Source organism: Negativibacillus massiliensis (assembly GCF_900148495.1).
GTDB classification, from domain to species: domain Bacteria; phylum Bacillota; class Clostridia; order Oscillospirales; family Ruminococcaceae; genus Negativibacillus; species Negativibacillus massiliensis.
Map to the genome: position 1 here is coordinate 77,540 of NZ_FTRU01000007.1, position 18,440 is coordinate 95,979.

Genomic DNA, 18,440 nt, shown 5'->3' on the forward strand with positions numbered 1-18,440 from the left:
TTTACAATTTTGAGGAAAACGATGAAAAATGTAAAAATGAGCCGTTATTTTAAGCACTTTGCTCAAAATAACGGCTCATGATAAGGTTATTTATCTTTTTTTGTTTTTGATATCGTCCAGAATCAGAGCAATACATTCATCAGCACTCATAACACCATTGTCGCCTTCCTTGCGGGTACGAACAGAAACAGTGCCATCAGCAGCCTCTTTTTCACCAACAACCAGCATGTATGGAATCTTTTTCAGCTGTGCTTCACGAATCTTGTAGCCCATCTTTTCAGAGCGCCAATCTGCCTCAGCACGGATTCCCGCAGCCTTGAGTTTGCCGAGCAGCTGCTGTGCATAGTCATGATATTTTTCGCTGATCGGAACGATCATAGCCTGTGTTGGCATCAGCCATGTTGGCAGGGCACCTGCATATTTTTCCAGCAGCAATGCCAGAGTACGCTCATAACATCCAATGGAGGTACGATGGATGATGTATGGATAATGATCCTTACCATCTTCTCCAACATAAGTCATGCCGAATTTCTGAGCCAGCAGCATGTCAATCTGGATGGTGATCAGGGTGTCTTCCTTACCGAATACGTTCTTGATCTGGATATCCAGTTTTGGTCCGTAGAAAGCAGCTTCGTCAACACCAACTTTGTAGTCCAGACCCAGATGATCCAGAATCTTCTTCATTGCGTTCTGTGCTTCTTCCCACTGCTCTGCAGTACCTTCGTATTTATCGGTTCTGTTTGGATCCCACTGGCTGAAGCGGTAGCTTACATCCTCAGCAAGACCAACTGTTTCCAGACAGTATTTTGCAAGTTCCAGACAGCCGCGGAATTCGTCTTCTAACTGGTCTGGGCGGAGAATCAGGTGACCTTCCGAAATGGTGAACTGACGAACACGGATCAGGCCGTGCATTTCGCCGGAATCTTCGTTACGGAACAGAGTGGAGGTCTCATTGAGTCTCATTGGCAGATCGCGGTAGGAGCGGGCACGATTGAGGTATACCTGATACTGGAATGGGCAGGTCATTGGACGCAGTGCAAAGCATTCCTTGGTTTCATCATGTGGGTCGCCCAGAATGAACATGCCATCCAGATAGTGATCCCAGTGACCGCTGATCTTGTACAGTTCACGTTTTGCCATATAAGGAGTTTTGGTCAGCTGGTAGCCCCAGTCTGCTTCAGTATCCTCGATCCAGCGCTGGAGCTGCTGGATTACCTTTGCACCGTTTGGCAGGATAACCGGCAGACCCTGACCGATAACATCTACTGTGGTGAAGTATTCCAATTCACGGCCGATCTTGTTGTGGTCACGGCGGAGTGCTTCTTCCTGCTGTTTGAGGTATGCTTCCAGCTCACTTGCTTTCGGGAAAGCGATACCATACATACGGCACATGGTGTCGCGGCTGGAATCGCCTCTCCAGTATGCACTGGTTGCCTGTGTCAGTTTGATTGCTTTGATGGTACCGGTGCTCATCAGATGAGGACCAGCACAAAGGTCAGTAAAGTCACCCTGTGTATAGATGCTCAGTTCCCAGCCTTTTTCAGCATACTCTTCCAGGAGTTCCAGTTTGTAATCCTGACCTGCGAAAATAGTGCGGCCTTCTTCCACGGTGATGATTCGTTTTTCTACCGGGATATTTTCTTTAACGATCTTTTTCATTTCAGCTTCGATAGCAGCAAACTGGTCTGGAGTAAATGGTTTTACGCCGCCGATATCGTAGTACCAGCCGTTTTCCAGAGCAGGGCCGATACCGAATTTTGCTTCTGGATACAGATGCTGGATAGCCTGTGCCATAACATGAGCAGCAGTGTGCCAGAATGCTTTTTTGCCGTCTTCATCATCGAAGGTGCAGATTTCCAGATTGCAGTCTTCGTTGATTGGGGTTCTCAGGTCAACAACCTGATTATTGATTCTTCCTGCACAGGCAGCTTTTGCAAGGCCTGCACCCAGACTTTTTGCGACATCAATGACGGATACGCCTGCTTCAAATTCTTTGACGCTGCCGTCTTTTAAAGTTACATGGATCATAGTGATTAACCTCCTTATTCTATCAAAAGACTCTCATTCATTGTTGTGTTTTTTAACTTTGTTCATAGAGCTTTGACGCCTCCTGCGTTCTTCTAAAAAGCGGACAACATCAAAAAACTCGGGATAGCGGTAAAAATCTTTTTTGCTTGCCATCTGTTTGAGTTGGGAAACAGTGACCCATTTGATCTGGCTGACCTCTTCCTCCTGCAAAACTGCGTCGCGAACATCAAAATCCTGTTCCACAACGAAGTTTTCCGAAAGAAGCCGTCCTCTCAGTTTTCGATTCAATTTGTGAATCTGCGATGGAAGAATGTGGATGCCGATCTCTTCCAGTGGCTCACGGATACAAGCCTGCTGGGAAGTCTCCCCTGCCAGTACACAGCCACTGTGGGTAGCCCAGGTATCTGGAAGATCTTTTTTATATGGAGAACGCTTTTGGATCAGAATTTCATCTTTGCTGTTGACAATCCATACATCGACAACCATGACAAACTGTCCATCTGACAATGGTTCCCCGCGAATGAAAGTTTTTCCAGTGCGGTTTCCATAGATGTCATAGATATCGCAAATCTCAATGTTCGACTTTTTTGACGTTGGGGTCTGACAATCTTCCATGAGCATCCTCCTCCTCGGTGTCCAATTTCTGCCAGAAAAACAAAAAGCTTCATCCCATCATCTGGGATGAAGCAAATCTTTACTCCACGGTTCCACCCGTATTATGCCTTCCATAAGCAGAAAGCATCTCTCTTTTCGGCCGATAACGCTGCCGTTACGTCGTGTTTTCCCTTTGGGCTTTCACACGCTCTCAGGGGGCGGTATCAAAAAGTGTTTTGCAAAGGTGCTTCCAGCAAGCGATAACGCTGCACCTTTCTCTGGTTTGCAAAGAGTACGATTTGACTTCCCCTTCAACGATTTTGGGATGTTCTCTTTATTTTAATTTTCATGTTACCACCCAAACTCGGAATTGTCAACACAATTTTCTTGACAAGTCTTCTCATAACAGATAAAATGAATATGTACCATTCTTGTTTTATAAGAATGTGACGCTAAAAGGAAAAAACATGCTACTGGCAAAAGGAAAAGATCTCCGGCAGACGCCGGATTTTTTTCATCGGTCTGTCTGGATTTGTTTTCTGAAAGATACAGCATGTTTTACAGGTTGCAATATTTGGAAAGTTTGCAGCAAATTTCCGATATCAGAGTGTATTCTCAGATTATTTGAGATAGATATAATTTTCGAAACGACCCTGTTTTCAAGAAGAATTTTTATGCTCAAACAAGCCCTTTTTCTGCTTTGTATGAGGAAACTGTTTCGGTGTAAGGGCACAAAAAGATGGTTTGACCGCGTGTCTTTCCATTTGTTTGTATTCTTTTTGGAATTTGTTCTGATTTTATTACAAATAGTAAAAAAGGAATATCGAAAAACTTTCTCCTGTATTTTGGGATTCTCTGAGCTTAAGCATCAATTGCGGTTAGTTCGGATATTTTGTTGTGTCTGGAAAAAGCAACAGGTTTCAAAATCCCCACAGCCAGATCATTTCTGCGCTGAAAAATCTTTGCAAAAATTGGTAAAGGAGGAAGATGATTTTCATGGGAGGATCACTCATCAGTTATCTTGCGTGTATCCTGCTTTCCCTGGCAGCAGGTATCGCAATTGCATTCCCATTGGGAATTCAGTATCGAAAAAAGGTTGCGGAGGCCGAACTTGGCACCGCTGAAGAAGAAGCAAAACGCATTGTTGGTGACGCTATCAAGGATGCGGAGGTAAAGAAAAAAGAAGCTCTGGTAGAAGCAAAGGACGAAATCCACAAGCAGAGAACCGAAGCAGAAAAAGAAGTAAAAGAACGCCGCAACGAAGTACAGCGTCTGGAACGCCGCGTACAGCAGAAGGAAGAGTCGGTTGACCGTAAGCTGGATAACCTAGAAAAGAAAGAAGAAACACTCCAGAATAAAATCAAAGAAGCAGAATCCAAGTTAAAGGAAGCTGCTGAGATCAAAGCAAACCAGTTTGAAGTGCTTGAAAAAATTTCCGGTTATACTGCAGAGCAGGCAAAAGAATATCTGCTTTCCAGCCTGGAAAATGAACTGGTACACGAAAAAGCGCTCAAGATCAACCTGTATGAGCAGAAATTCAAGGATGAATCGGAGCAGAAAGCAAAGGAAATTATTGCAACTGCAATTCAGAAATGTGCTTCCGATTATGTTGGTGAGGTAACTGTTTCGGTAGTTCCTCTGCCAAACGATGAAATGAAAGGCCGCATTATCGGTCGTGAAGGAAGAAATATCCGCACACTGGAAACCCTTACCGGTGTGGATCTGATTATTGACGATACACCGGAAGCGATCACTCTTTCCAGCCATGATGCTGTGAAGAGAGAGGTTGCCCGCACTGCACTGGAACGCCTGATTCAGGATGGACGTATTCATCCAGCAAGAATCGAAGAGATGGTTGAAAAAGCGCAGCGCGAAATTGAAACCAAGATTAAACAGGACGGCGAACGTGCTGTTCTGGAAACCAACGTACACGGCATGCATCCAGATATGATTAAACTTTTGGGACGTATGCGTTACCGCTCCAGCTACGGTCAGAACGTGCTGCAGCACTCCATTGAGGTTGCAAACCTGGCAGGCGTTATGGCATCGGAACTGGGTGCAGATGTTGCTACTGCAAAACGTGCAGGTCTGATTCATGATATTGGTAAGGCCCTCACCCATGAAATCGAGGGAAGCCATGTCAAGATCGGTGTGGACCTTGCAAGAAAATACAAAGAAAGTGCTGCTGTTATCCATGCGATTGAAGCACATCACGGCGATGTAGAGCCAAAGACCCTGGTTGCATGCATCGTTCAGGCAGCAGATGCCATCAGTGCAGCAAGACCAGGCGCAAGACGTGAAAACCTGGAAAACTACATTAAACGTCTGGAAAAACTGGAGGAGATTGCAAACTCCTTTGAGGGCGTTGAAAAATGTTATGCTGTACAGGCTGGTCGTGAAATCCGCATTATGGTTCGTCCAGACGTTATCAGCGACGATCAGATGTCGATTATCGCAAGAGATATTGTCAATAAGATTGAAGCAGAGATGGAATATCCTGGTCAGATCAAGGTCAATATTATCCGCGAAAACAGAGCAGTCGATTACGCAAAATAAAGAAAACGATTCCCCGTTGTTCTGCAAAGAACGACGGGGATTTTTTTGTATACATCAAGCTTTAATCTAGGTTTGATGTTTTCTGGATTGATAGGAAAACAGGCCAACGATATAATATAATAGGATTGGTGTTTGCATGAAATGTAAAAACATAATCTGTGACAAAATATGGATCCAATAAGTGATAAAAACTTTATTTTAAATTACATCGGGATGTTGTTTTTTTGTAGGTTTTCTTTCATCTTTGATTTTGATTTCCTGTAATTTTTCTACATCCGATAAGGAGGCTTAGCCATGGGAAACCAGATCAAACTTCTGGACCGAATCAGAAGTTCTTATGCAGCACTTCGTCCGTCAGAACAGAAGGTTGCTGATTATATTTTGTCCGATCCGGACAGAAGTGCAAAATGTACTATTTCTGAAATTGCAGATGCAGTACAGGTCAGCCAGCCAACCGTAATTCGCTTTGTTCAGGCACTGGGATTTGATGGATACCGAAACTTTCGTTACTGTTTGCTGCGGGATGGACAGGCAGATAAAAAATCCGCTTCCTATTTTGACCATATGGGAAACTTTGACCTGAAACCATGGGATCAGCTCAAAGATTTGCCACTCAGAGAGGTTCGCGCAGCCAATGGGTTGTTGGAGCAGACGTTAAAATGTCTTTCTCAGCAGGAATTAAGCAAGGCGGTACATCTTCTTACAACATCACGATTAATCGATATTTATGGGGTGGAGAACTCTTTTACACCAGCAAACGATTTGTTGACCAAACTTACCTATTTGGGACTTGGCTGCCGAATGCATACCGATGCTTACTTACAGCAGATTGCAGCAGCGCATTTACAACCGGGAGATGTAGCAGTCGCCTTTTCCCACTCCGGCAGTTCGATTGATACCGTAAAAGCGATGCGTCAGGCGAAAAAAGCCGGTGCTGCCACCATCGCAATTACCAGCAGAAAAACACCAGTCCTTGCTAAATATGCTGATGTTTGCCTTTGCACAGGTGGGGAGCAATCTACTATTTATGGTTCGGCAATCTTTTCAAGAGTTCCGGATCTTGCAGTGGTTGACCTCTTGTATATGGGTGTCATATTAAGTGATTATGAGCGCTTTTCCCGCAATTTGGATAAAAGCGGTGCTGTCATTTCAGATCGTGGCTATCCGGAAGAATAAAAAAACAATAGAGCCAGTTCTTGTAAAAAACTTACAAGAACTGGCTCTTGCTTTTGAGCGATTTTTACATTGAACTAACCAAAACTTAAATTTGCTATGATTGTTACACAAGGCGATGCTCTGCTATGATGGCATCGTTGACTGAAATGATAATCACTGATGTAACGCGTCAAATAACGAATTGATGTACCGACGAAAGGAGCAGCTTTCATGTTAAAACTCGATCATATCCAAAAATCTTTCGATGGGGTACCTGTACTGCGAGATATTACCCTCCAGGTAGAGGACGGAGAAATTGTGTCTATTTTGGGACCTTCCGGCTGCGGAAAAACAACATTACTGAACCTGATTCTTGGAATCGTGGAAGCAGATAACGGAACCATCAGCTATAACGGTGAGGACCTGACCCACATGGCGATGGAAAAACGCGGATTTAATATTGTATTTCAGGATTATGCTCTGTTCCCGAACTTAAATGTATATCAGAATATTACCTACGGACTGCGCAACAAACCGAATATCTCCTCCAAAGAAGAGGTAGAGGATCTGATCGATCTTTTGGGACTGCGTGAGCACCTGACCAAACGTGTGGATCAGCTTTCCGGCGGTCAGAAACAGAGAGTTGCTCTGGCAAGAACTATGGTAATGAAACCACGCATCCTGCTTCTGGATGAACCACTTTCCGCATTAGATGGTGTTATCAAAGAATCAATTAAGGACAGAATCAAAACAATTGCACGGGAATATCATCTGACCACCATCATCGTAACACATGATCCAGAAGAAGCACTGACCTTATCTGACCGTGTATTGATTATTGATAAGGGAAATATTTCACAGTATGCAAAGCCGGAGGAGATCGTTCATCAGCCAAAGAATGATTTTGTTCGCAAATTTATCCTCAATCAGCTGGAAATCAAGCGCAATAATATCTACGCGTTGTTTGGCGATATGACCCAGCTGGCAGCTACCATGTAAGAGGGAATTATGAAACACAAAAACTGGGAATTAAAACTGATTTTCTTTCTGATAGTCTTTCTGTTTGCGGCGTTTTTGGCAGCACCAATCCTTCTGCTGCTGGGAAAATCTCTGTGGAACCAAGGCTTCACAGGAGAATTCTATGCAGCAGTTTTGTCGCAGAAAGGTTTTTTGGAAGCTTTAGGCAACAGCTTTACGGTTGCAGCTGCTTCTGCAGTACTGGCATCTCTGATTGCTTTCTTGATGGCTTATGCAGTCCATTATACAGGACTGCCGCAAAAGATGAAAAAAGCGATCAGTGCTATTGCAACGCTGCCAATGTTTCTCCCCACCATCACCTATGGATTCGCCATCATTTATTCTTTTGGCAAGCAAGGATTGCTCACCAGACTGCTGGGGCGTCAGTTCTTTGATATTTATGGCTTTGGCGGGTTGCTGGTTGGATATGTGATCTATACTGTGCCGGTTGCCTTCCTGCTGATTCACAACACGATGGATTTTGTGGACAAAAAAACATTGATTGTTTCCAAGGTTATGGGAGACAAAACACTATCAACCTTCTGGATTGCTGTTCTCAGACCACTTTTGGGAACGCTGGCGGGTGCATTTATCCAGGCATTCTTTCTGTGCTTTACTGATTTTGGAATTCCAGCATCTGTCGGCGGAGGGTATGAGGTAATTGCAACCCTGTTGTACAACCAGATGTTGGGTGGAATACCGGACTTTAACCGCGGCGCAGTTATCGCAATGATTATGCTGATTCCTTCGATTGGAAGTATCTGTATTCTCCAGATTCTGGAGCGGTTCAACATTCGATATAATCGAATCTCCAATCCTGAGCTTAGAAAAAACACTGCAAGAGATGTCGGCTGGGGAATTTCCAGCTCGGTTATCTCAGTAGCAATTCTCTCCATCTTTGCTGTAATTTTTGTGGTCCCGATGGTAGAAGAATGGCCGTACCGAACTGCGTTTTCTCTGGAACATTTTGTGGCAGTCTTTTCGGACAGTGAACTGCTGAGTGTATATGTCCATTCCCTGCTGATGGCAGTGATGACCGCTCTGCTGGGAACGCTGACTGCATACGGTGCAGCACTGATTGTGGCAAGAAGCAAGCTTTCTGCTGGATACAAAAAAACCATCGAGAGCATTGCACTGGTGACCAACGCGATTCCAGGTATGGTGCTTGGTGTTTCTTACCTGTTTCTTTTTTCTGGAACAGGACTTCAGAACACGCTGCTCCTGATGATTTTGTGTAATATCGTTCACTACTTCTCCACTCCCTATCTGATGATGAAGAACGCACTTTCTAAGATGAATGCCGGATGGGAAACCACCGCCATGCTGATGGGAGACAGCTGGTTTAAAACGATTTTAAGGGTGGTCACACCAAATGCGATGTCCAGCCTGATCGAGGTGTTCAGTTATTACTTCATCAATTCAATGGTTACCATCAGTGCACTGATCTTTATTGCCGGTGCCCGCACGATGGTACTTACAACCATGATTAAACAGCTGCAATATGTAAACCGCTTTAACGAGGTGTTTGTATTGTCTCTGTTAATCCTGGCCACCAATCTGGGAGCCAAAGCACTTTTTTCCTGGATGGCCAATCATAAATTTGTCAAAAAAGAAAAAACAAACGCAAAGCAAAAAGAAAATTTCAAAAGAGCTTGAAAAGGAAGGGTTTTGATTATGAAGTTAAAACGTTGTCTTGCGCTGATTATTTCCTGTGCAATGGTTGCCTCTCTGATGAGTGGGTGCGCTTCGAGTGCTTCTGATAGCAAAAGCGGAGAAAATCAGGTTGTCATCTATTCCAATGCAGATGAAGAGGCGGTTACTGCAATGGAGAATGCGCTGAATGCAGCCGGATATGAAGGAAAATATATTCTTCAGACCTATGGTACCTCAGAACTGGGAGGAAAACTGCTGGCAGAGGGAACCAATCTGGAAGCAGATCTGGTAACCATGAGTACTTTCTATCTTCAGAGTGCACAGGAACAGAACAATATGTTCAAGCCTCTGGAGTTTGATGTAAAAACACTGGAAGAAGTTGCTGACTATACCGCACCGATCACCTCTCAGGAAGGTGCAATTATTCTTAACACAGAGCTGATGGAATCAGAAAATCTGCCCGTTCCAACCAGCCTGAAAGACTTGGCTGATCCGGTCTATGAAGGACAGATTGCAGTGACCGATATCCTTTCGTCTTCTACTGCATGGCTGATGATTCAGGCTTTGGTGGATGCTTATGGAGAAGATGGTGCAGAAGAGGTGCTTTCCGGTATCTATGAAAATGCAGGAGCACACATCGAAACTTCTGGTTCCGGTCCGCTCAAGTTGTGCCGTGCTGGTGAGGTTGCAATCGGTTTTGGTCTGCGTCATCAGGCAGTTGCAGATAAAGCAGATGGTCTTCCAATCGATTATGTTGATCCAGAAGAAGGAAACTTCTCTTTGACCGAGTCGGTCGCAGTTCTGGACAAGGGTGAAGAAAGCAATCCTTTGGCAATGGAGATGGCACAATGCATTATCGAAAATGCCCGCGAAGAGCTGATTCAGACCTATCCAAACCCACTATACGAGGGTGAGACTGCAGATCCGGCAAACCAGTCTGCACATCCAAGTACCTTTGCAGAACCATTAACATTTGAATTGTTCCAGGCGCATCAGGAACTTTCTGAACGCGCAAAAGGATAAAAACAGATACGAAAGGAAAACGGTGATTTCTCATGACAAATACATATAAACTTTTGACACCCGGTCCATTGACCACAACCGATACTGTAAAACAGGAAATGATGGTAGACCGCTGTACTTGGGATGACGATTACAAAGCAGTCACTCAGAAAATCAGACGTCAGCTTCTGGAATTAGCACAGGTTTCCGAGGATGATTATACTGCTGTTTTGATGCAGGGAAGCGGAACATTCGGTGTGGAAAGTGTCTTTTCCAGTGTAATTGGAGATCAGGATAAGGTACTGATCTGCTCCAATGGTGCATACGGAGAAAGAATGACCCAGATTTGTGATCATGCCAAGATTCCTTATCTTCACTATGCACAGACCTATGACAAGGTTCCAGATGCATCCCATATTGCAAAACTGCTGGCAGAAGATCCATCCATCACACATGTGGCAATGGTCCACAGCGAAACTACCAGCGGAATCCTCAATGATATTGAGTCGGTAGGACGAGTAGTTCGTCAGGCAGGACGCACCTTCATCGTGGATGCAATGTCCTCTTTTGGCGGCGTTGATATCCCGGTTGCTTCTTGGGGAATTGACTTCCTGATTTCCAGTGCAAACAAATGTATTCAGGGTGTTCCAGGTTTCTCCTTTATTATTTGCCGAAGAGATAAACTGCTTGCAAGCGAGGGAAAAGCCCGTTCCCTTTCTCTGGATTTGCTGGATCAATGGAGAGGAATGGAAAAGGACGGAAAATGGCGCTTTACTTCCCCGACTCATGTTGTACTGGCATTCTCCAAAGCGCTGGATGAGCTTGCACAGGAGGGCGGAATTGCAGCACGTAACCATCGCTATGTTCAGAACAATCAGATGCTGATTGAAAAGATGGAACGCATGGGATTCTCTACTTATATTGATAAAGTACATCAGGGTCCAATCATCACGACCTTCTTCTATCCAGACGGTGTTTCTTTCCAGTTCCAGGAATTCTATGCATATATCAAAGAAAACGGATATGCTATTTATCCTGGAAAGCTTACCAAAATGGATACCTTCCGAATCGGTAATATCGGAGAAATTTATCCGGAGGATATTGAAAAACTGACCAGCATCATTGCAAACTTTATTGAAAAGAAGAAGGAGAATGTAGCATGATTGAAGCTGTAATTTTTGATTGGGCAGGAACCGCTGTTGATTATGGATGTTTTGCGCCGGTACAGGCATTTCGTGAAGCATTTGCGCACTATGATGTTCCAGTTACTATGGAAGAAACAAGAAAACCAATGGGAATGCTGAAAAGAGATCATATCCGTACCATGATGAAGATGGAACGCATTGCAACAGAATGGAAACGCGTACACGGAAGAGAAGCAACCGAAGAGGATGTGGAAGCAGTATATGCACAGTTTGAGCCAAAACTGTTTTCTATCCTAAAAGATTATTCTTCTCCAAAACCATTTGTTCTGGAAACTGTAGATACCTTAAGAAAAATGGGAATTAAAATTGGTTCCAGTACAGGCTATACCGATGCCATGATGGATATTGTAGTAAAAGGTGCTGCTAAAGAAGGTTACAGCCCGGACTTTTGGATCAGCCCGGATGGTGTTGGTGGAAAAGGACGTCCGTATCCTTACATGATTTTTGAAAACATGAAGGTCCTGGGTGTATCTTCTGTCAAGAATGTGGTAAAGGTTGGAGATACGGTATCCGATATTCGTGAAGGTGTCAGTGCCGGCGTATGGTCGGTTGGTGTAATTGAGGGAAGCTCGGAACTTGGTCTGACTCAGGAAGAATTTGAGCAGATGTCTCCAGAACAAAAGGAAAAAGAATGCTGCCGTGTGGAACAGGTCTTCCGCAAAGCAGGAGCAGATTTTGTAATAGATAATCTTTCCCAGCTGCCGGCATTAATCCGAATGCTTGGAAAATAAAGAAAAAGAAAAAAGGTCGGGATGTTTCCCGACCTTTTTTGATGCTTTTTATTCTGCTTTCAGCTGGTATTGATCGATCAGCTGTTTCATGTGCTCTGGACCTTCTACCAGAATGACATCGTTATCGATGACAAGGCAAGGAATGCCGGCACGATGCTGTTCACGAACTTCCTTACATTCTTCTGCAGTATCGCGGATCTTTAAAAAGCTTTTGAGTTTGCCGACACTTTCGCAGATATCAACATACATGTATTTGATGTTATTTTCGGAAAGAACCTCTTTCACTGGTGGGCAGCCGCCTCATGTACCGGTACCATATAAAACGATTTTTCTCATACAATTCAGCTCCTTTACAAAACAAAGGGATTCATACACTTAACTGTGTTTTTATTATAATGTTTTTTGAAATCGCTGTCAAACAGCGTATAGAAACATTCTATGAATATTTTATTCCTCTTCTGTGGCCAGATATTCCATATCGTGGATTTTGCTTTTGTAGGTAAGTTTAAGCAGCAGAATACTGACAATCAGCGCAAATACCTCTGCGATTGGGAAAGCAAGCCATACCTGATTGAGGGTACCGATGCGGGAAATCAGCCATGCAGCCGGAAGCAGGATAAACAGCTGACGCAGAACAGAGATCAAAAGGCTGTTTTTGCCTTCGCCAATTGCCTGGAAGAAGTTGGAGAAGGAAATACCCAGAGCAGCAGCAGGGAAACAAAGGCTGATGGTGCGCAGAGCCGAGATACCAATTTCCATCATTTCCTCGCTTGCATTAAACATCATCAAAAGATATTTTGCACCAAACTGGAAGATCAGGAGGCCGACAATCATGATGCAAAGAGAGATGGTGGAAGAAAGCTTGAGTGTGTGCACCAGACGTTTTTTGTTGCGGGCACCGAAGTTGTATCCCATAATCGGCATGGAGCCGTGTCCGAGTCCGAATACCGGCATAAAGATGAAGGATTGCAGTTTGAAGTAAACGCCGAGGACAGCAACAGCAGCCTGAGAGAATACGATCAGGATATTGTTTAATACCATAATCATAACTGAGCTGATGGACTGCATGATAATGGATGGGAATCCGACAGCAAAGATATCCTTGACAATCTGTCCGGAAAAACGGAATCCCTTAAAATGAATCTGAACAGCATGTTCTTTGCGGACGATAATATAGATAGCGAAGAACATGGAGAGAATCTGTCCGCCAACGGTAGCGATTGCAGCACCTTTTACTCCCATGGCAGGAAGTCCGAACCAGCCAAAGATAAAGATTGGATCCAGGATGATGTTGGTGATGGCACCCGTCAGCTGAAACAGCATTGGATAGATCATGTTTCCAGTTGCCTGAAGGGTTTTCTCCAGAGTAATTTCAACAAAGCATCCAAAGGAGAAAATGGTTACAATGGAGGTATAATCAATGCCCATCTGAATAACGGTTGGGTTATCTGTGAAGGCTTGGAAAAAGATGCGGCAGAAGAATAAACCGAAAATCAAAAATCCGACCCATTCCACCAACGCAATCAGGACACCATGAGTGGCAGCAAGGCTGGCTTCATGTTCACGACGTTCTCCAAGACGGCGGGAAATCAGGGAGTTTAAACCGATGCAGGTACCGACGCTGACCGCAATCAGAAAGTTCTGAACTGGAAATGCGAGCGAAACGGCAGTCAGTGCATCTTCGCCGATCTGTGCGACATAAATGCTGTCTACGACGTTATACAGGGCTTGAATCAGCATAGAAAACATAGCAGGCAGCGACATGGAAATCAGCAGCTTTCCTACCGGCATGGTTCCCATCTTGTTTTGAGGGTGTTGTGACATAAAGACATCCTTTCCTTGATATTTTGGTTAATCGAAGATAAATCAACATCATATTATTATATCATAGTTTAATCAAAAGACAATGACTGATAAAATCAGAACAAAAACTTCTGCCAAAATGATAAAACGGGTTCTTGTGAGGAAGAGTCGGATTGTGTATAATGGTAAAGAAAAAAGAACGTTATGGAAAGGAAGTTTCAAACAGATGGCGAAAGTATTCTGGAAAGGCTCTACCCTGCTGGCACCGGTAGCTCCAACAATGGTCAGCTGCGGCAGCGAAGAAAAACCAAATATCATTACCATTGCATGGACCGGCATTGTCAACTCTAATCCGCCAATGACCTATATCTCGGTTCGTCCCAGCAGATATTCCTATGATATCATTAAAGAAAGCGGAGAGTTTGTTATCAACCTCACTCCATCCAGACTGGTCCGTCAGGCAGACTGGTGCGGCGTAAAATCTGGACGAGACGTCGATAAATTCAAGGAGTGTCATCTGACTCCAGGAAAAGCAAATCAGGTTTCGGCTCCACTGATTGAGGAGTGTCCGATCAATCTCGAGTGTAAAGTAAAGAATATCACTCCACTTGGAAGCCACGATATGTTTTTGGCAGAGATTGTGGGAATCGATATCGATGAACAGTATCTGGATGAGGACGGCAAGCTGCATATGGAACAGTGCGGACTGGCTTCCTATATGCATGGAGAATATTTTGCTCCGGGCAAGAAAGTAGGCAGCTTTGGGTACAGTGTTCGCAAACGTCCAAAACGAAAACCAGAAGGCAAAAACAAAAAAACAAAGAAAAAATAATTTTTCTAAAAAAATTTGAAAAAAGGTGTTGACAGATCCGAATTGCGATGCTATAATAATACTCGTGATTCGCGGATATGGCGGAATTGGCAGACGCGCTAGATTCAGGTTCTAGTGAGGTTAAACTCATACAGGTTCAAGTCCTGCTATCCGCACCACAAAGAAAACGCTCCGACCGATTGGTCGAAGCGTTTTCTATTGCTTTGATATAGCTGGACTCGTGACTTTTTGATCCCCTGCCGCCCGTATCACAAAAATGCTTTAATCCAATATTCAAGATATGGGGCTAACATCATAATAGCTGTGATAAAATAAAAAAAGACGCTGGATATTATTCCGCGTCTTTTTTGTTCTGATTTTGAGTTTGTCGATTATATTCCAGCTGCAGCATCCAGTGGATGTTTTCTTTTCCTCTAAAATCCAGTTTGGAAAATTTTTTAAGTAGGTCTCGTTCTTCCAAAGATAAATAAAATAATTGCTCGGGATTATCTGTTCGTCCGAATAGATAATCAATATTGACTTGATAAAAATCGGCGATGGTACATAGAATATCGTATCCTAACTGCCTTTTTCCAGTTTCGTATAAAGCGTATGCGGAGCGGGAGATATGCAGCTCCTGAGCAAGCTGCTTCTGCGTTAAATTTCCACTTAAACGAAGGTCTTTTATTCTTTCGTGCAAAAGCAATTATCCACCACCTCCTTGTATGAATTATATTGGTCTTCGATAACAGTTACAATGATTGTTTCAATTAGTATCATTTAAGAGGCTGTATTCAATTTTATATCTTGATTATGTTTCGATTTGTTGCTATAATGAATTCAGACGAAATAAAGGAGGGGCTATCATAGCGAAAAGGAACGGAAGTTATTGCTGACATCATTTCTTGCAGGATGATGGATATCAAGAACATAGTCTGCACAGAAAATCGCAATTAGCTATGATAGGATAATCCGAAATAAAGGAGCTGTTCGTTGACAGCTCCTTTATTTTTTGCTATAATTGCGAAAATCATTCCAGAGAGATGGAATGAAAAAATAAAATCAGGAGGGAATATCATGGACAGATTGATGCTGGTTCTGCCCACAGAACAACACAAACAGGCAGTGTGGGATTATCGTGAGGAGTTTTTGCGCAATCAGGATAGCATGGATGGTACAGGTGGCCTTGCAAACGCACAGAGCTTTGAGGAGTGGTATCAGAATAACGTCAATAACCGTTCTGAGGAAACTGTCCGTGAAGGTTTGGTTCCAGCAACTACCTTCCTGGGAGTAGAAAAAGAAAGCGGCAAATTGGTAGGAATGATCGATATTCGTCACCGACTCAACGAATATTTGCTTCAGTTTGGCGGAAATATTGGATACAGCGTACGCCCTTCCCAGCGCCGCAAAGGCTATGCCACCGAAATGCTTGCTCTGGCGTTGGAGGAATGTCGGAAACTGGGACTTGACCGGGCTTTGGTTACCTGCGATAAGACCAATATCGGTTCGGCAAAAACCATTCAGAAGAATGGCGGCGTATTGGAAAATGAAGTTTTAGAAGGTGACAGAATCACCCAGCGCTACTGGATTGCATTATAAAACGAAGAATTTTAACAGAAACCCCCGTTAAATATTCAGGACAACTTGCTGAATATCTAACGGGGGTTCTTTTTGTCACAGCATTGACATCATGTTTAGGTAAAGTTTAAATGCGGTGCAGCAGATCGGTATAGGTTGGCATTGGCCAATCTTTCTGGTCCACAATGGTTTCCAGTGCATCGCAGCGGGCACGCAGTCTCGCCATTGCATCACAGACATCTCCTGCCATGTACTGAGCACGGCGATATGGGTCGGTGAAGCTGGTGGACAGATTCAGGATACGCTCCAGTTCATCGGTCAGAGCCATGATACTTTCCACCGATTCGGTGACAGTTTCCAGATGGTTCTGAATTCGTTTTGGAGTCATGCCGCAGGCAGTGATCTCGTGCAGGCTCTGGGCAATCTTTCCGCTGTATTTAATGCAGCTTGGAATGATCTGACGTTTTGCGATTTCCAGCATGGTGGAAGCTTCGATCTGAATAACATGGATATAGTTTTCCAGCTGGATTTCATAACGTGCAGAGCTTTCCTTTGGAGAAAAGACATGGTAACGATCGAACAGATCGATATTCTTTGGATCGATGAGGGTTCGGAACGCATCTGCCGAGGATTTAAGGATCGGCAGTCCGCGACGGATTGCTTCTTCTACCCAATCCTGAGAATAGTTGTTGCCGTTATAGATGATGCGCTTGTGATCGTGCATGGTATCGGTGATGATGCGGCGAATTTCATCTTCCACATTGTCAGCTTGTTCCAGACGAAGCGCAAATTCATGGAAGGAATCAGCGAGGATGGTATTGAGCACAACCTCGGAGTAAGCCAAAGACTGGGAAGAACCTACCATACGGAACTCAAATTTGTTTCCGGTAAAGGCAAACGGAGAAGTACGGTTTCGGTCGGTCTCATCTTTCAAAAATTCCGGAATGGCATCTACACCAACATTCATGGTTTCGCGGGTGAGTTGTTCCGGGCTGCTGCCATTTGCAATTTTGTCCAGAATATTGGTCAGATGGTGACCCAGGAAGATAGAGATGATCGGAGGTGGAGCCTCACAACCGCCCAAACGGTGATCGTTTCCAGCACAAGCTGCAGACATGCGCAGAAGGTCAGCATAAAGGTCGACGCCGCGCAGGAAAGCACAGAGCACGAGCAGGAACTGCAGATTATTTTCTGGATGTTTTCCAGGTTTCAGCAGGTTTTCTCCGGTATCGGTACAGAGCGAGAAGTTGTTGTGCTTGCCCGAACCGTTTACGTTGGCAAATGGTTTTTCGTGCAGCAGACAAGCAAGTCCATGTTTTTTGCTGATGGTGCGCATGGTTTCCATAATCAGCTGGTTGTGGTCGCAGGCAATGTTTGCGGTGGAGTATTCTGGAGCCAGCTCATGCTGTGCAGGAGCAGCTTCGTTGTGTTTGGTCTTGCTGGCAATACCCATTTCCCATAGATTTTTGTCCAGATCCTGCATGAATTCTCCAACACGAATCCGGATTCGTCCGCAATAGTGGTCATCCAGTTCCTGACCTTTTGCAGGTTTTGCACCGAACAGAGTGCGTCCGCAGATTTTCAGGTCAAGGCGCTGGTCATACAGCTTGTAATCTACAAGGAAGTATTCCTGTTCTGCACCGACCATTGGAATGATCTTGGTAACGGTCTGGTTGCCCAGAGCGCGCAGAAGACGTACACCTTCCTGAGAAACTGCCTGCATGGAACGAAGCAGAGGTGTTTTTGCATCCAGTGCCTCTCCGTTGTAGGAGCAGAATGCAGTCGGGATAAACAGAGTTCCATCACGGACAAATGCCGGGGAAGTTGGGTCCCATGTGGTGTATCCTCTTGCTTCAAAGGTAGCACGCAGTCCACCGGATGGGAAGGAGGAGGAGTCTGCTTCACCTTTGATTAAGGCTTTGCTGGAAAATTCCAGGGAGATGCGGCCATCCTTGCCGGTAGTGGACAGAAAAGCATCGTGTTTGCCGGCGGTAAAGTTGTTCATTGGCTGGAACCAGTGGGAGTAATGGGTTGCCCCCTGTTCAATTGCCCAGTCCTTCATAGCACAAGCAACCACGTCCGCAATGCTAGGGTCAAGGTTTTCTCCCAGACGGCGGGTACGGGAAAGACTTTCGTATACTCTTTCAGGAAGGCGTTTTCGCATGGCGGCATCGTCAAAAACACGGATGCCGAAGATCTCTTCGATGTTCATTTCTACTTCTACTTCCTCTCTGCACGATTTTATTACACAGTTTACAAAATTAAAGCGGACTAAATTGATTCAAATGCCTTAGTTTAGTGCTTTAA

The 18,440-nt window shown here is 44.4% G+C and carries 15 protein-coding genes and 1 tRNA gene; 10 read left to right on the plus strand and 6 right to left on the minus strand.

Going from position 1 to position 18,440, the window contains the following annotated elements; all coding sequences use genetic code 11:
* Window positions 1-90: 90 nt before the first annotated feature.
* Entirely contained in the window at window positions 91-2,028 is a 1,938-nt protein-coding gene (gene thrS, locus BQ5375_RS03075; protein ID WP_022131436.1) for a threonine--tRNA ligase, read from the minus strand.
* A gap of 33 nt (window positions 2,029-2,061) precedes the next feature.
* Window positions 2,062-2,643 (minus strand): NUDIX hydrolase, encoded by a 582-nt coding sequence (locus BQ5375_RS03080; protein WP_076917395.1) that lies wholly within the window; start codon window positions 2,641-2,643, stop codon window positions 2,062-2,064.
* Between the two features lie 966 nt (window positions 2,644-3,609).
* Between BQ5375_RS03080 and rny the strand changes: the two genes are divergently transcribed.
* The 7 genes from rny to phnX all read left to right on the plus strand — a co-directional run bounded on the left by rny (window position 3,610) and on the right by phnX (window position 11,941).
* Window positions 3,610-5,178, plus strand: a complete 1,569-nt coding sequence (rny, locus tag BQ5375_RS03085) for a ribonuclease Y (RefSeq protein ID WP_143529417.1) — start codon at window positions 3,610-3,612, stop codon at window positions 5,176-5,178.
* 294 nt (window positions 5,179-5,472) lie between these two features.
* Complete coding sequence (locus BQ5375_RS03090; protein WP_022133419.1) at window positions 5,473-6,354, plus strand: MurR/RpiR family transcriptional regulator; 882 nt, start codon at window positions 5,473-5,475, stop codon at window positions 6,352-6,354.
* A 210-nt stretch (window positions 6,355-6,564) separates the two neighbouring features.
* A complete protein-coding gene (locus BQ5375_RS03095) occupies window positions 6,565-7,332 on the plus strand; it encodes an ABC transporter ATP-binding protein (RefSeq protein ID WP_022133418.1) in 768 nt (255 codons plus the stop codon).
* 9 nt (window positions 7,333-7,341) lie between these two features.
* Window positions 7,342-9,006 carry an ABC transporter permease subunit gene (locus BQ5375_RS03100; protein ID WP_022133417.1) on the plus strand — a complete coding sequence of 555 codons (1,665 nt, stop codon included), beginning with the start codon at window positions 7,342-7,344 and terminating at the stop codon, window positions 9,004-9,006.
* A gap of 18 nt (window positions 9,007-9,024) precedes the next feature.
* On the plus strand, window positions 9,025-10,026 hold the full coding sequence (locus tag BQ5375_RS03105; protein WP_022133416.1) for an extracellular solute-binding protein: 1,002 nt from the start codon (window positions 9,025-9,027) through the stop codon (window positions 10,024-10,026).
* A 32-nt stretch (window positions 10,027-10,058) separates the two neighbouring features.
* A complete protein-coding gene (locus tag BQ5375_RS03110; RefSeq protein WP_022133415.1) occupies window positions 10,059-11,168 on the plus strand; it encodes a 2-aminoethylphosphonate--pyruvate transaminase in 1,110 nt (369 codons plus the stop codon).
* Window positions 11,165-11,941 (plus strand): phosphonoacetaldehyde hydrolase, encoded by a 777-nt coding sequence (phnX, locus tag BQ5375_RS03115; protein WP_022133414.1) that lies wholly within the window; start codon window positions 11,165-11,167, stop codon window positions 11,939-11,941. Before BQ5375_RS03110 ends, phnX begins: the two co-directional genes overlap by 4 nt.
* Before the next feature lie 48 nt (window positions 11,942-11,989).
* Here the strand turns inward: phnX and BQ5375_RS03120 are convergent, their stop codons facing one another.
* Complete coding sequence (locus BQ5375_RS03120) at window positions 11,990-12,226, minus strand: hypothetical protein (protein WP_022133413.1); 237 nt, start codon at window positions 12,224-12,226, stop codon at window positions 11,990-11,992.
* Between the two features lie 162 nt (window positions 12,227-12,388).
* Window positions 12,389-13,765 carry an MATE family efflux transporter gene (locus BQ5375_RS03125; protein ID WP_022133412.1) on the minus strand — a complete coding sequence of 459 codons (1,377 nt, stop codon included), beginning with the start codon at window positions 13,763-13,765 and terminating at the stop codon, window positions 12,389-12,391.
* Between the two features lie 205 nt (window positions 13,766-13,970).
* Here BQ5375_RS03125 and BQ5375_RS03130 point away from each other — a divergent pair, with 205 nt between their 5' ends.
* The gene (locus BQ5375_RS03130; RefSeq protein ID WP_022133411.1) at window positions 13,971-14,576 is read left to right on the plus strand and encodes a flavin reductase family protein; all 606 of its coding nucleotides are present in this window, start codon (window positions 13,971-13,973) and stop codon (window positions 14,574-14,576) included.
* Between the two features lie 71 nt (window positions 14,577-14,647).
* Window positions 14,648-14,734, plus strand: a tRNA-Leu gene (locus BQ5375_RS03135).
* Between the two features lie 173 nt (window positions 14,735-14,907).
* Here the strand turns inward: BQ5375_RS03135 and BQ5375_RS03140 are convergent.
* A complete protein-coding gene (locus BQ5375_RS03140) occupies window positions 14,908-15,261 on the minus strand; it encodes a helix-turn-helix domain-containing protein (RefSeq protein ID WP_022131664.1) in 354 nt (117 codons plus the stop codon).
* Between the two features lie 371 nt (window positions 15,262-15,632).
* Between BQ5375_RS03140 and BQ5375_RS03145 the strand changes: the two genes are divergently transcribed.
* A complete protein-coding gene (locus BQ5375_RS03145) occupies window positions 15,633-16,154 on the plus strand; it encodes a GNAT family N-acetyltransferase (protein WP_076917397.1) in 522 nt (173 codons plus the stop codon).
* A gap of 106 nt (window positions 16,155-16,260) precedes the next feature.
* On the opposite strand, the gene BQ5375_RS03150 is transcribed toward BQ5375_RS03145, so the two are convergent.
* Window positions 16,261-18,345, minus strand: coding sequence for a glutamine synthetase III family protein (locus BQ5375_RS03150; protein WP_076917398.1), 2,085 nt, complete (start codon window positions 18,343-18,345; stop codon window positions 16,261-16,263).
* Window positions 18,346-18,440 lie beyond the last annotated feature (95 nt).